Annotated in this window: 16 protein-coding genes and 4 tRNA genes; 19 read left to right on the top strand and 1 reads right to left on the bottom strand. The window is 34.0% G+C overall.

Translation table 11 applies throughout. From position 1 onward, the window contains the following. The first annotated feature begins 114 nt into the window (after positions 1-114). The 3 genes from LPC23_RS00225 (at position 115) to LPC23_RS00215 (ending at position 3,692) form a co-directional block, all read left to right on the top strand. Positions 115-2,076, top strand: coding sequence for a putative porin (locus tag LPC23_RS00225; protein WP_229330126.1), 1,962 nt, complete (start codon positions 115-117; stop codon positions 2,074-2,076). Positions 2,077-2,162: 86 nt separating this feature from the next. Next, on the top strand, positions 2,163-3,452 hold the full coding sequence (locus LPC23_RS00220; RefSeq protein WP_229330124.1) for a DUF2851 family protein: 1,290 nt from the start codon (positions 2,163-2,165) through the stop codon (positions 3,450-3,452). A gap of 12 nt (positions 3,453-3,464) precedes the next feature. After that, a complete protein-coding gene (locus LPC23_RS00215) occupies positions 3,465-3,692 on the top strand; it encodes a PspC domain-containing protein (protein ID WP_229330122.1) in 228 nt (75 codons plus the stop codon). A 50-nt stretch (positions 3,693-3,742) separates the two neighbouring features. On the opposite strand, the gene LPC23_RS00210 is transcribed toward LPC23_RS00215, so the two are convergent. Next, entirely contained in the window at positions 3,743-5,320 is a 1,578-nt protein-coding gene (locus LPC23_RS00210) for an APC family permease (protein WP_229330120.1), read from the bottom strand. Between the two features lie 316 nt (positions 5,321-5,636). Here LPC23_RS00210 and LPC23_RS00205 point away from each other — a divergent pair, with 316 nt between their 5' ends. From LPC23_RS00205 to rplL, 16 genes are all read left to right on the top strand, one after another. Then, a complete protein-coding gene (locus LPC23_RS00205) occupies positions 5,637-6,404 on the top strand; it encodes a ComEA family DNA-binding protein (protein WP_229330118.1) in 768 nt (255 codons plus the stop codon). A gap of 36 nt (positions 6,405-6,440) precedes the next feature. After that, positions 6,441-7,610: an acyl-CoA dehydrogenase family protein gene (locus LPC23_RS00200; RefSeq protein ID WP_229330117.1), complete on the top strand. Its 1,170-nt coding sequence runs from the start codon at positions 6,441-6,443 to the stop codon at positions 7,608-7,610. Between the two features lie 73 nt (positions 7,611-7,683). Further along, a complete protein-coding gene (rpsU, locus tag LPC23_RS00195; protein WP_229317267.1) occupies positions 7,684-7,878 on the top strand; it encodes a 30S ribosomal protein S21 in 195 nt (64 codons plus the stop codon). A gap of 70 nt (positions 7,879-7,948) precedes the next feature. After that, complete coding sequence (locus tag LPC23_RS00190) at positions 7,949-8,845, top strand: tyrosine-type recombinase/integrase (protein WP_229330115.1); 897 nt, start codon at positions 7,949-7,951, stop codon at positions 8,843-8,845. A 32-nt stretch (positions 8,846-8,877) separates the two neighbouring features. Continuing rightward, on the top strand, positions 8,878-9,180 hold the full coding sequence (gene hpf, locus LPC23_RS00185; RefSeq protein WP_229330113.1) for a ribosome hibernation-promoting factor, HPF/YfiA family: 303 nt from the start codon (positions 8,878-8,880) through the stop codon (positions 9,178-9,180). A 91-nt stretch (positions 9,181-9,271) separates the two neighbouring features. Continuing rightward, positions 9,272-9,345, top strand: a tRNA-Thr gene (locus tag LPC23_RS00180). 35 nt (positions 9,346-9,380) lie between these two features. Further along, positions 9,381-9,461, top strand: a tRNA-Tyr gene (locus LPC23_RS00175). Positions 9,462-9,640: 179 nt separating this feature from the next. Beyond that, a tRNA-Thr gene (locus LPC23_RS00170) sits at positions 9,641-9,712 on the top strand. Positions 9,713-9,769: 57 nt separating this feature from the next. Continuing rightward, positions 9,770-10,954, top strand: coding sequence for an elongation factor Tu (gene tuf, locus LPC23_RS00165; RefSeq protein WP_229317261.1), 1,185 nt, complete (start codon positions 9,770-9,772; stop codon positions 10,952-10,954). Positions 10,955-11,015: 61 nt separating this feature from the next. Further along, positions 11,016-11,086 (top strand) — tRNA-Trp (locus LPC23_RS00160). A 16-nt stretch (positions 11,087-11,102) separates the two neighbouring features. Further along, the gene (secE, locus tag LPC23_RS00155; protein ID WP_229325315.1) at positions 11,103-11,300 is read left to right on the top strand and encodes a preprotein translocase subunit SecE; all 198 of its coding nucleotides are present in this window, start codon (positions 11,103-11,105) and stop codon (positions 11,298-11,300) included. Between the two features lie 10 nt (positions 11,301-11,310). Then, complete coding sequence (nusG, locus tag LPC23_RS00150) at positions 11,311-11,862, top strand: transcription termination/antitermination protein NusG (protein ID WP_229330111.1); 552 nt, start codon at positions 11,311-11,313, stop codon at positions 11,860-11,862. Positions 11,863-11,929: 67 nt separating this feature from the next. After that, positions 11,930-12,367 (top strand): 50S ribosomal protein L11, encoded by a 438-nt coding sequence (gene rplK, locus LPC23_RS00145; protein ID WP_066324992.1) that lies wholly within the window; start codon positions 11,930-11,932, stop codon positions 12,365-12,367. A gap of 13 nt (positions 12,368-12,380) precedes the next feature. Further along, positions 12,381-13,070, top strand: a complete 690-nt coding sequence (gene rplA / locus LPC23_RS00140) for a 50S ribosomal protein L1 (protein WP_229325311.1) — start codon at positions 12,381-12,383, stop codon at positions 13,068-13,070. Positions 13,071-13,092: 22 nt separating this feature from the next. Beyond that, a complete protein-coding gene (rplJ, locus tag LPC23_RS00135; RefSeq protein ID WP_229325309.1) occupies positions 13,093-13,587 on the top strand; it encodes a 50S ribosomal protein L10 in 495 nt (164 codons plus the stop codon). Between the two features lie 81 nt (positions 13,588-13,668). Then, positions 13,669-14,040 (top strand): 50S ribosomal protein L7/L12, encoded by a 372-nt coding sequence (rplL, locus tag LPC23_RS00130; protein WP_229325307.1) that lies wholly within the window; start codon positions 13,669-13,671, stop codon positions 14,038-14,040. Positions 14,041-14,218 lie beyond the last annotated feature (178 nt).

Genomic DNA, 14,218 nt, shown 5'->3' with positions numbered 1-14,218 from the left:
TTTAATTCAAATTATTTTATAAATTACAGCAGTAAGCATTCGTTTACTGCTGTTTTTTTTATACCCTACTATCTGTTATCTTTGTGCCTTATTAGACAATCTATTTACTAGCTGATGAGAATTTATATCCTTTTTGTTTGTTGCTTGTTTTCCGTTCTGCTTACTGCACAAGGACGCAAACCAAAAGTACTTGACCTGAGTACTAATACTACTAAAAATGACAATCTTTCTCCTAATCCTTCTTCAAAAAAAATAGCTACAATAGATTTGTACCGTTTTATTTCTTTAGATCAAGACACTACCTATATTGATACTTCATTAACCATTCAAAAAGAGTACAGTCATAATTACTTACGACGTGATACTTTTGGGTTATTACCCATGACTAATGACGGACAGTCTTATAATACATTGCAGTATACTAGTGCTACAAATTCTATGTTTCCTGAATTTGGTTTCAAAGCCAAACATTTTAATTTCATTGAAGCACTCCAGGTTCGCTATGCTTCTGTAGCAACTCCTGTAACCGAGTTGTATTTCAAGTCCACACAGTCAAGAGGTCAATCCGTTGATTCGTATTTGACATTAAACACTTCTCCCAATCTCAATTTTTCGATAGCTTACAGAGGGTTACGTTCCCAAGGGAAGTACATTAATCAATTAGCGAGTACAGGTAATTTTCGTTTCACGATGAGTTACAATACCAAAAACGTAAGGTATTTTAATAAATTTCATTTTACCCAACAGGATATATTGAATCAAGAGAATGGCGGTATTACCAACTTAAATGATTTTGAAAGCGAGAATATTGATTTTAATAATAGACAACGATTAGAAGTTTTCCTCACAGATGCGAAGTCTTTATTGAAAGGGAATCGAATTTTTGTAGATCACTCTTTTCGAATTAACCCAAAGAGTCGCGCATCTAATTTGTATTTGAATCACCAATTCAATTACGAGAATAAGTTCTTCGAATACGGTCAAGCAACAGTACTTTCTTCTTCAAATGGAACTCCTGTGGCTCGTTTTGGAGAGTCTTTCCGATCTAGTGAAATTAATGATAAAACTCGATTCAATAAAATGTACAATAAATTGGGAGTTTCTTTTGAGAATACTACTCTCGGTCGCTTTCATTTTTTCATGGAAGACTTTAGATCTAATTATTTTTACAACCAAATTTTATTTTTTGATAGAGGTGTAGTGCCTAATTTATTACATCATCAAATCAATACAGTGGGTGGTCAATATTTTGTTCAAAAAAAGAAATGGAGAGGAAATTTCAGGTACACCACCTCCATTACTAATGATGGGTTATCTGATGTAGAAGCTTCTGTAAACTATGATTTAAATGACCAAAACCAATTTGTTTTTCAATACCAAAACAGTAACAAATTACCGAATGCTAATTTTAATCTGCACCAAAGTAGTTATGTGCAATACAATTGGTTTAATAACTTCAATAATGAGAAAATAAATAGGCTTTCGGCTACAGCAATTACTCCTTTTGTTACTGCTTCAGCTGAATTTACTGTTTTAAATGATTATTTGTTTTTTAAAGAAGTATCAACTGCTTCTCAAAAATTAAATCAAACCCAAATCGTTGCGCCTTTTCAGTATGGAGGAACGATAAATCATCTGTCCATTAAATTGAATAGAGAATTTAAATTTGGAAAATTTGGTTTGGATAATACCATTCTGTATCAAAAAGTAGTACAGGACGAATCGGTCTTAAATGTGCCTGAAATTGTGGCGCGAAATTCCATATTTTTTTCCAATCATTTTTTTAAAAAAGCCTTGTTTCTACAAACGGGCTTTGTGTTGAATTATTTTACTTCCTTTTATGGTAATGAATACAATCCAGTCATTGGAGAGTTTTTTGTTCAAAGAGATACTAAAATAGGTAATTTCCCTTTGTTAGATTTTTTTGTAAATGCTAAAATTCAAAGAACCAGAATTTATTTTAAAGCAGAACATTTTAATTCCTCATTTACAGGCAATTCATTTTATTCTTCTCCCAATAATCCCTACCGTGATCTAACAATCCGTTTTGGTTTGATTTGGAATTTCTTCGAATAAATTAACCAATAAAACCGTGATTTGTTAATTTAAGCAATTGATGGTGTTTTTTTGTATCTTAGATTTTCATTTAAAAAGCCCCCTGAATGAAAGAAGATTTTCTACATTATTTATGGAAATTCAAAAACTTTGAATGTTCCAATCTAACAACTACCTCAAGTTTACCCATTACAATTATACAAAGCGGACAGTATTTGGAACAGGCAGGCCCTGATTTTTTCAATGCGCAACTGATCATTGGGAATCAAAAATGGGCCGGCAATGTAGAAATTCATTTAAAGTCCTCTGATTGGTATGTACATCATCATGAAATTGATTCAGCTTACGATAATGTCATTTTGCATGTAGTATGGGAACATGATGTGGAAATATACCGAGCTGATAATTCAGAAATTCCGGTATTGGAGTTGCAACAATTTGTAGCCGAAAGTACAATTGAGAATTACGATAGTTTACGCACTGCTAAATCTTGGATTTTTTGTGAAAAACAATTACGGTCTTTGGATCAATTTCTATTGAATAATTGGCTAGAACGTTTGTTTTTTGAGCGTTTAGAACGAAAGTCTGTTTTGGTTACAGTATTTCTACAGCAATCTACTTCTGATTGGGAAGCTGTTTTGTTTTGTTTGTTAGCGAAGAATTTCGGTTTGAATACGAATAGTGATTCTTTTCTGGAATTGGCACAATCAATTCCTTTTTCAATAATCAGAAAAGAATCTTTTGAAGTTGAAAATCTAGAGGCATTATTTTTTGGAATGGCAGGTTTGCTTGATTTGGACCATCAAGAGGTGTATTCAAAAGATTTAAAACTCAGGTATGCCTATTTGACTAGTAAATACCAATTGGGACAACCGATTATGAGACCACTTCAGTTTTATAAGCATCGTCCTGATAATTTTCCGACTATTCGCTTGGCGCAATTCGCAATGCTATATCATCAAATTGCTAATTTATTTTCTAGGGTAGTAGAACTTACTACCATGGAAGGAATGTATGATGTATTTCGAATCTCGCCCTCCAATTTTTGGAATACGCATTATGTATTGGATAAACAAAGCCCTTTTAAATCCAAGATAGTTTCCAAGTCATTTATTGATTTAATTGTACTCAATACAATTATTCCTATTCGATTTGCGTACAATCAATCTCTAGGTATTGAAGATACAGAGTCTTTAGTCCAAATTGTACAATCAATTGCGCCAGAAAAGAACACTATAATTGATAGATTTGATTCTTTTGGCGTAAGTGCTCAAAATGCCTTTCAGACCCAAGCATTATTGCAATTGAAGAAAGAGTATTGTGATAAAAGTAGGTGTTTGGAATGCCAAATAGGAATTGAATTAATAAAAGGGAATTCAAAATGTAATTTGTCGTAAATTTGCAGCATTATGAAAATCTTCAATCATTTAAAATTCTTTTTTGAGAAACATGGATTTCATGTTTCATCGCGTTTAGCAGATGCTTTAGGTATGCGTGCCAGTAGTGTACGAATATTTTTTATCTATTTGTCTTGTGTAACGGTAGGTTTGTGGTTTGTAGTTTATTTGATTTTAGCTTTTTGGATGCGTTTGAAGGATTTAATTCGAGCGAAACGATCTTCAGTTTTTGATTTATAATCATAAAAAAAGCTCCTGTTTAGGAGCTTTTTTTTATATAATTGTATTGACTATTCTTGATTTTCATTGTTTAATTTAGAACGACTTTTACTGTAGCCAAAATAAACTAAAACTCCTATAAGAAGCCATGCTCCAGAGAATAGTTGAGCTTTGTAGCTTAAATTAACCATTAAATAAGTATTGATTAAAATTCCTAAAACTGCAATAATTGGTAATGCAGGGACTTTAAATGTTCTCACTAAATTAGGTTGTTTTACTCTTAAAATCCAAACAGCGATACACACCATTGTAAAGGCAAATAAAGTACCAAAACTAGTCATGTCTGCTAGTTCATTAATTGGTGTAAAAGCAGCTACTACTGCTATAATTCCACCTAAAATCATTAAGTTGGTTTGTGGTGTTCCAGAAATTGGATTCACTCTAGAGAAAACTTGAGGAATCAATCCGTCTTTAGACATTCCTAAAAATATACGAGATTGTCCCATAATCATTACCATTAAAACAGATACTAAACCAACTGTAGCTGCAATTGTGATAATTAATCCAGCCCAACCTTGACCTGCAATATCAAAAGCATAGGCTACAGGAGCTTTAATAGCATCAGGATATTTTCCTAGCGGGTTAAAGTCTTGGTAGTTCATCATTCCTGTTAATACTAACGATACTAAAATGTACAAAGTAGTACAAATTAATAAAGAAGCAATAATAGCAAAAGGCACATCTTTTTTAGGATTAATTGCTTCACCCGCTTGAGTAGAAACTGCATCAAATCCTACATAAGCGAAGAAAATAGCCGCCGCTCCAGATACAATTCCAGCTAATCCATAAGCATTGTGAGTAGAATCTTTTTCTACAATTTGAGTAGCTTCTGGTATAAAAGGAGACCAATTGTCTACATCTATAAAAAAAGCACCTGCAATAATTACAAACAATACAGCAGAAACCTTTAAAAGAACAATTAGGTTATTCGCTTTAGCAGCACTTTGGGTACCTTTAATAAGTATAGATATTACCAATAAAACAATCAAAAAGGCTGGGAGATTCATGAATATTTTAAAATTAAAAATCTCTGGTGCGGAATTAAAATTATTAACTATCTCTTGAAAGCTTGTAAGTTTATCCTCTGTTAAAGTTCCTGTTGCAATTTGACTTGAAGCTTCTCCGAATGCTTTGTTAGCTGTGCCTGGGTCAGTTGTCATCCAATAAGGTAGTTCTAAATGAAATATTTTAAGCAACTTGTTAAAATAGCCGGACCAGGAAACAGCAACCGTCATCGAACCCATAGCATACTCTAATATAAGTCCCCAACCAATAATCCAGGCGAAAATTTCTCCAATAGTTCCATACGCATAGGCATAAGCTGAGCCTTCAACAGGTAATATCGATGCAAATTCTGAATAACAAAGTGCAGCAAAGACACAGGCGATACCTGCAATTATAAATGATATAGCTAAAGCTGGACCAGCATGGTAGTAAGCTCCTGTTCCTGTAAGAACAAAAATCCCTCCTCCAATAATCGCTCCAACTCCAATAGCAGTTAAGCTCCATTTTCCTAGAACTCTTTTTAAAGTACTTTTTTTCATATCAGCCTCAAAAGCCGAAATAGGTTTAACTCTCCAAATTGACATGGTTATTTTTTGTTTTAGTTATTAGGTTTCAAATGTATCGATTTTTATAAAAAATAAAAACAATAATTGCTTTTAAAGTTGTAAAAAATAGAAGATGTTTTTTTTATTCCATGTTTCACAGCATTTTTTTTATTTTTTGAAAGCATAATTCAGGTATTTATTTAAATTTATAGTTCCAAATTCTAACCCCCAAATCATGAAATTTTCAAATTTTGTATCGTTTTTTATTTTCTCCAAAGCTCAAGCAAAGGGCATTCTACTTTTGTTTAGCATTATAATTATCCTCCAACTGTTTATTTTTTTCTTCGATTTTCGGATGCCCTTAAAATCTGATCCTGAAAAGGAAAAATGGATGGCTATTCAATCGGAATTAGACGTAGAAAAGAAGAATTTTAATACCCAGAAACAGAAAGTATTTCCATTTAACCCCAACTTTATTTCGGATTATAAAGGCTATAAGTTAGGGATGTCTGTGGCTGAAATTGACAGGCTTCATGCTTTTAGGAGAAAAAATAGTTATGTGAACTCAGCTGAAGAATTTCAAAAAGTAACTTTGGTTTCAGACTCCCTTTTAAATGAATTAGCTCCGTATTTTAAATTTCCCTCTTGGGTGACAAAAAGAGCTACTCAAACTAGAGGCTCCTATAAACAGGCTTATTCAAAACAACAGCATCTTTTTGTTCAACAAGATATCAATCTTGCTTCTAAAGAAGATTTAATAGCGGTCTATGGAATAGGAGAGAAGCTTGCAACAAGACTATTGCTAGAAAGAGAACGCTTTCAGGTTTTTTTGAGCATGGAACAGTTTCAATTTATTTGGGGTCTTAATCCTGAAGCAATTCAAGACTTGCAGAAAAAATTCACTATTAAATCTTCCACAACAACTTCTTTCAAGAAGATTGCAATTAATGAGTTGTCAGTTAAAGAGTTATCGCAATTTCCCTATTTCAATTATAGTTTAGCAAAAGAAATTGTGAAGTACAGATCAATGAATGGAGATATTAAAGAAATTGCGGATTTAACAAAAATTAAGGGAATGCCTAACGATAAAATAAAAATAATCGCACTATATTTGGAATTCTAATAAAAAGAATCAATTCTTAAATTTTAATTTTCACCAATGAATTCAGTATATTTTTCAGAAGAGCATCATTTATTTAGAGCAAGCTTCCGTGATTTTTTACAAAAAGAAGTAGTTCCTTACATTGAACAATGGGAAAAATCCGGAACCATAGATCGCTTTATATGGAAGAAAATGGGAGAAATGGGCTTCTTCGGAATTAATTATCCAACCCAATATGGGGGTCTGAACTTAGATTTGTTTTACACCGTAATCTTTTTGGAAGAATTACAAAAAATTAAATCTTCTGGTTTTGCTGCGGCAATGTGGGCACATGCCTATTTAGCCATGACGCATTTAAATGCTGAAGGAGACGAGCGTGTTAAACAAGAGTATTTAGCTCCAAGTATTGCAGGTGATAAAATAGGAGCCCTATGTGTTACGGAGCCTTTTGGAGGGAGTGATGTTGCTGGCATGCGAACAACAGCTGTAAAGTCAGGTGATACATATATAATTAATGGTTCTAAAACTTTTATTACTAATGGTGTATACGCAGACTATTATATAGTAGCAGCAAAAACGCAACCCGAACTAGGGAATAAAGGAATAAGTATTTTTTTAGTAGACACTACTACACCAGGAATTTCAGCAACCAAATTGGATAAATTAGGTTGGAGAGCTTCTGATACTGCTGAAATAGCATTTGATAATGTTGAAATTCCTGCAGGAAATTTAATGGGAGAGTTGAATAAAGGCTTTCCTTACATTATGCAACATTTCGCCTTTGAACGTTTGATAATGGCTATTAACGCACATGCAAGAGCTGAATATGCTATTGATTATACTATTGAATATATGGAACAACGCCAAGCTTTTGGTACGACCATTAATAAATTCCAAGCATTACGCCATACCTTAGTGGAACATGCAACTGAGGTAGAGCATTGTAAGATATTTAATTATGCAGCAATTGCCCGTTTGGATAAAGGGGAGTATGTAGTTAAAGAAGCTACCATGGCCAAGTTAAAATCTACTAAAGTAGCAGATGACGCAATTTACAGTTGCTTACAGATGTTAGGAGGTTATGGTTATATGGAAGAATATCCTTTAGCTAGGTTGTTTAGAGATAGTCGATTAGGGCCAATAGGCGGTGGAACTTCTGAAATTATGAAGGAAATTTTATCTAAAATGATATTGGACAAACAAAATTATAAGCCAGCAGTAGAATAATTGTAGTTTTTAATTTTTAATTCATAATTATTTGTATACATTTGTAACCTTAACGAGAGGAGGTGTCTATATTATGTTAATTATACCAATTAAAGACGGAGAAAATATCGATAGAGCATTAAAGCGCTATAAAAGAAAATTTGATAAAACAGGAACTGTTCGTCAGTTGCGTGCACGTCAAGCTTTCATTAAGCCATCTGTAACGAATAGAATGAAATTCCAGAAAGCGGCTTACATCCAAAACATGAGAGATAATTTAGAGAGTTAATATCTAAATTTAATCAAATACTAACCGTTAGTCATTGAAATTATATAATTTTGATGCTAACGGTTTTTTTATGAAGAATAATAAAGAAGCATTTCGAGATTACTTGCAGTTGGAGAAAAAATATTCTCCACATACTGTTACTGCCTATTGGAATGATATTTCTTCTTTTGAATTGTTCAATTCGGTTCATTTCGACCAATCAACTATTGAAAAAGCCAATTACAGTCAAATTAGGAGCTGGATTGTTTCTTTAGTAGATGCTGAAGTGTCTGCTACTTCGGTAAATCGAAAAATTGCGTCACTTAAGGCGTTCTATAAATTTCTTTTAAAAACCCAACAAATTGAAGTCAGTCCGCTTACCAAACACAAGGCATTAAAAACGCCAAAAAAAATCCAAATTCCTTTTTCTGAAAAAGAAGTGAATGCTGTTTTAGATGGAATGCAAAATCCAATTGGGTTTGAGGCTATTCGAGATAAGTTGATTATCGATTTATTTTACACAACTGGAATGCGAAGAACGGAGTTGTTGCATTTGAAAATAGCAAACATTAATTTGGCTAATAAAACAATCAAAGTTTTAGGAAAGCGAAATAAAGAGCGAATACTGCCTCTTTTACCCGTAATCACCTCACTATTGGAGCGTTATCTTCTAGAAAGGGCTGCGATTGTAAACGATATGAATGTTGATTGTCTTTTTCTTTCTAAAAAAGGAGTTAAATTAAATGATTCTTTTGTGTACCGATTGATAAATTCGTACTTTAGTACTGTGTCCGAAAAAGTAAAAACGAGTCCGCATATATTACGTCATACGTTTGCTACTCATTTACTGAACAACGGTGCCGATTTAAATTCAGTCAAGGAATTATTAGGGCATTCTAGTTTGGCTTCAACTCAGGTGTATACACATAATAGTTTGTCTGAACTAAAAAAAGTATACCAGGAGGCTCATCCAAGAAATTCAAAATAATTTCAAATGTTTAATTATTAATTTATTTGATTATGAAGGTAAGTGTTCACGCGGTTAACTTTTCAGTTGACAGAAAGCTAGTTGATTTTATTCAGGAAAGAATGGATAAATTGGAGAAGTACTATGATAAGATTGTCTCATCGGATGTTTTTTTAAAAGTGGAGAACACCAGTGATAAAGAAAATAAATTTGTTGAAATCATCGTCAATGTTCCAGGAGATGATTTTATAGTAAAAAAACAATGTAGAACATTTGAAGAAGCAGTCGATTTGATAGCTGAATCTTTGGAGCGATTATTGGTAAAAAGGAAAGAAAAAACGAAATCAACTGTTTAAAGTAATTTTTTTTAAAAAAATGTTTTGAAACAGAGATAAAATCTATACATTTGCAGTCCGTTAGAAATAGCGGACTTTTTTTATTGAATTTGCCAGCGTAGCTCAGTTGGCTAGAGCAGCTGATTTGTAATCAGCAGGTCGTGGGTTCGAGTCCCTCCGCCGGCTCTATGTCGGTTGACGTTAAATAAATAAAAAAAGTAGGGGAGATACTCAAGCGGCCAACGAGGGCAGACTGTAAATCTGCTGTGTGAACTTCGCAGGTTCGAATCCTGCTCTCCCCACAAAATTTTCAGTAATGAAATTTTTTATAAAACTTGTTTTAATAAAAAATTTGATTTGAAAATTTAGTAAGGGTTCACCCTTACGGATCATAAGCTTGCTTGTAATCCTAATATGTCTTATATTTTAAATCTAAATTGATTCAAAATTTAAGGTCGCCGGTGAAAACTTTACAATCCTTGCCGGTGTAGCTCAGGGGTAGAGTGCTTCCTTGGTAAGGAAGAGGTCACGGGTTCAATTCCCGTCATTGGCTCAAAAAAAGAATATTTGAACACTAATAAATATAAACTAAGATTAAAAATTAAGTAAAATGGCAAAAGAAACCTTTAACCGTTCGAAACCACACTTAAATATTGGTACGATCGGACACGTGGATCACGGTAAAACAACTTTAACAGCAGCAATCACGAAAGTATTATCTGATGCTGGTTACTGTCAAGCAAAATCATTTGATCAAATTGATAATGCTCCAGAAGAAAAAGAAAGAGGTATTACAATTAATACTTCACACGTAGAGTATGAAACAGCTAACCGTCACTACGCTCACGTTGACTGTCCAGGTCACGCGGATTACGTTAAGAACATGGTTACTGGTGCTGCTCAAATGGACGGTGCTATCTTAGTAGTTGCTGCTACAGATGGTCCAATGCCACAAACACGTGAGCACATCCTTTTAGGACGTCAAGTAGGTATTCCAAGAATCGTTGTATTCATGAACAAAGTGGATATGGTTGATGACGCGGAATTATTAGAATTAGTAGAAATGGAAATCAGAGATTTATTATCTTTCTACGAGTATGATGGAGATAATGGTCCTGTTGTTCAAGGTTCTGCTTTAGGTGGATTGAACAATGATCCAAACTGGGTTCCTAAAATCATTGAATTGATGGAAGCTGTTGATGCTTGGATTGAAGAGCCAGTTCGTGATACTGAAAAACCATTCTTGATGCCAATCGAAGATGTATTTACAATTACAGGTCGTGGAACTGTTGCTACAGGTCGTATCGAAACTGGAGTTTGTAACACTGGAGATCCAGTTGAAATCATCGGTATGGGTGCTGAGAAATTGACATCTACTATTACAGGTATCGAAATGTTCCGTCAAATCCTTGATAGAGGTGAGGCTGGAGATAACGCAGGTATCTTGTTAAGAGGTGTTGCTAAAGAAGATATCAAAAGAGGTATGGTTATTGTAAAACCAGGTTCTGTAAAACCACACGCTCACTTCAAAGCTGAGGTGTATATCTTGAAAAAAGAAGAAGGTGGTCGTCACACACCATTCCACAATAACTACCGTCCACAATTCTATGTTCGTACAACAGACGTAACAGGTGTAATTACTTTACCTGCTGGTGTAGAAATGGTAATGCCTGGAGATAACTTAACTATTGAAGTTAAATTATTGAGCGAAATTGCTATGAATGTAGGTTTACGTTTCGCTATCCGTGAGGGTGGTAGAACTGTAGGTGCTGGTCAGGTAACTGAAATTCTATAGTACTTTTTAAGTATAGAAATGAAAAGCCAGTAGTGGAAACATTACTGGCTTTTATTAACAAACGGGCGTAGTTCAAGGGTAGAATAGCGGTCTCCAAAACCGTTGATGGGGGTTCGAATCCCTCCGCCCGTGCAAAATATATATCATAATGACAAAAGTTGTTAATTACATATCGGAAGCATTTGAAGAGTTAAAATCAAATGTAACTTGGCCAGCTTGGTCTGAAGTACAACGTCTAACAATTGTTGTTGCTGTTTTTTCAGTGGTATTCGCCTTGGCAACTTGGGGAGTAGATGAGGCTTTTGCAAAAGCATTAGCTGGATTTTTTAACTGGTTAAAAGCTTAATTTTTTTGTAATGACAGATAATAATATCAAGAAGTGGTATGTCGTTCGTGCAGTAAGCGGTCAAGAGAATAAAGTGAAAGCTTATATCGAGACTGAAATTACGCGTCTAGGGATGGGAGATTATGTTTCTCAAGTTCTAGTACCGACAGAAAAAATAGTTACTGTTAAAGACGGTAAAAAAATAGCTAAGGATAAAGTATATTTTCCTGGCTATGTTATGATTGAAGCTAACTTAGTTGGTGAGATTCCGCATATTATTAAGTCTATTACTAGTGTAATTGGTTTTTTAGGTGAAACTAAAAATGGTGAGCCAGTTCCTTTGCGTATTGCAGAGGTAAATAGAATGTTAGGTAAAGTGGATGAGTTAGCTGTTACAACAGATACTCAGTCTATACCTTTCAACATAGGAGAGACTATTAAGGTTATTGATGGACCTTTTAATGGTTTCAACGGTACAGTTGAAAAAATAAATGAAGAAAAGCGTAAACTTGAGGTAATGGTGAAAATTTTCGGAAGAAAGACTCCATTAGAATTAAGTTTCATGCAAGTTGAAAAAGTATAATTTTTGTTACATCTATAATAACCATTATTCTCGCTTCCATTGAGTGTAATGTTAAATTTTTTAAAAAATGGCTAAAGAAATTAGTAAGGTAGTTAAACTACAAGTTAAGGGAGGTGCTGCGAATCCGTCGCCACCGGTTGGACCTGCTTTAGGAGCTGCTGGGGTAAACATCATGGAGTTCTGTAAGCAATTTAATGCTAGAACTCAAGATAAACCTGGCAAAATTTGTCCAGTGCAAATCACTGTGTACAAAGACAAATCATTCGATTTTGTCGTTAAGACTCCTCCAGCAGCAGTTCAGTTATTGGAAGCTGCAAAGCTAAAATCTGGTTCAGGAGAGCCTAATCGTAAAAAAGTAGCTAGTGTTACTTGGGAACAAATTAGAGCAATTGCTGAAGACAAAATGCCTGACTTAAATGCTTTTACAATTGAAAAAGCAATGAGTATGGTAGCTGGAACAGCTAGATCTATGGGTATAACTGTATCAGGAGACGCTCCTTTTTAATTAAGAGAAAGACATGGCAAAATTGACAAAAAAGCAAAAAGAGGCTGCTTCAAAAATTGAAAAGAACAAATTGTATTCATTGAAAGATGCTTCGGTATTGATTAAAGCAATTGCTTCTGCAAAATTTGATGAGTCTGTTGATATCGCAGTACGTTTAGGAGTTGATCCTAGAAAAGCGAATCAAATGGTTAGAGGAGTGGTAACATTACCTCATGGAACTGGTAAAGATGTAAGAGTTTTGGCTCTTGTAACTCCAGATAAAGAAGCTGAAGCTAAAGCGGCTGGTGCAGACCACGTTGGTTTAGATGATTACCTTCAAAAAATTAAAGACGGTTGGACTGATATTGATGTGATCATCACTATGCCTGCTGTTATGGGTAAATTAGGTCCATTAGGTCGTGTTTTAGGACCTAGAGGTTTAATGCCAAACCCAAAAACAGGTACGGTAACTATGGATGTTGCAAAAGCAGTTCAAGAAGTTAAAGCTGGTAAAATCGATTTCAAAGTTGACAAAACTGGTATTGTACATGCAGGAATAGGTAAAGTATCTTTTGATGCTGATAAAATCTATGACAATGCACACGAAATTATTCAAACATTAATCAAACTTAAACCAACTGCTGCTAAAGGTACCTACATTAAAGGTATTCACCTTACAAGCACAATGAGTCCTGCTATTGCATTGGACCCTAAAGCAGTATAATTGGTAGTTAATAATTTTTAGTATGACTAGAGAAGAAAAATCAATCGCGATTGAAGAATTAACTGCACAGTTAGCTGGTACAAATATTATTTATGTATCTGATATTTCTGGATTAAACGCAGAAACTACTTCAGACTTGAGAAGAGCTTGTTTTAAAGCAGGTATTAAATTAGAGGTTGTAAAAAACACGTTGCTTGCAAAAGCAATGGAAGCTTCTGATAATGATTATGGTGACTTACCTTCAGTATTAACTGGAAACAGCGCTATTTTTATTTCAGATATAGCTAATGCACCTGGAAAAATCATTAAAGATTTCAGAAAAAAATCAGATAAGCCTGTATTAAAAGGAGCTTTCATTAATTCTGAAATTTACATTGGAGACGATCAATTAGATGCTTTGGCAACTATCAAATCGAAAGAAGAACTTATTGGCGAAATTATTGGATTACTTCAATCACCAGCACAACGAGTTATTTCTGCTCTTCAAAACCACTTCAAAGACGAAGAGGTTGCTTAATTAAGCTTTGCTTGATTAAGTGTAGATAACGCGCACAATAATAAATTATATTTTACAAATCATTTTAAAACGATAGAAAAAATGGCAGATTTGAAACAATTCGCAGAACAATTAGTTAACCTAACAGTAAAAGAAGTTAACGAATTAGCAACAATATTAAAAGATGAGTATGGTATCGAGCCTGCTGCTGCAGCTGTAGTAGTTGCTGCTGGTGGTGGTGATGCTGGTGGAGCTTCTGAGCAATCAGAATTTACAGTAGTATTGAAAGATGCAGGTGCTTCTAAATTAGCAGTTGTTAAGTTAGTAAAAGAACTTACAGGTTTAGGTTTGAAAGAAGCTAAAGATGTAGTTGACGGTGCTCCAAGCAACGTTAAAGAAGGTGTATCTAAAGAAGAAGCTGAAGGGCTTAAAAAATCTTTAGAAGAAGCTGGAGCTGTTGTTGAGTTAAAATAACTTTTACATAGTTTTAGAACAAGGTTTAGGTCTTGAGTAGTAACTCAATGACCTAAACCATTTTTCGTATAATAAAATTATAGCCAATTTTATTATAAATTAGTTTAAAATACGAAAAAGTTTTTGATCAATACGAAGAAAAAGAGTGCACTGTTTTAGTTTGCTTTTAAAGATGTGT

The organism is Flavobacterium ammonificans (genome assembly GCF_020885975.1).
Lineage (GTDB): Bacteria > Bacteroidota > Bacteroidia > Flavobacteriales > Flavobacteriaceae > Flavobacterium > Flavobacterium ammonificans.
Note: the sequence above shows the minus strand (reverse complement) of the source record. Positions and strands in the feature narration are given on the sequence as shown.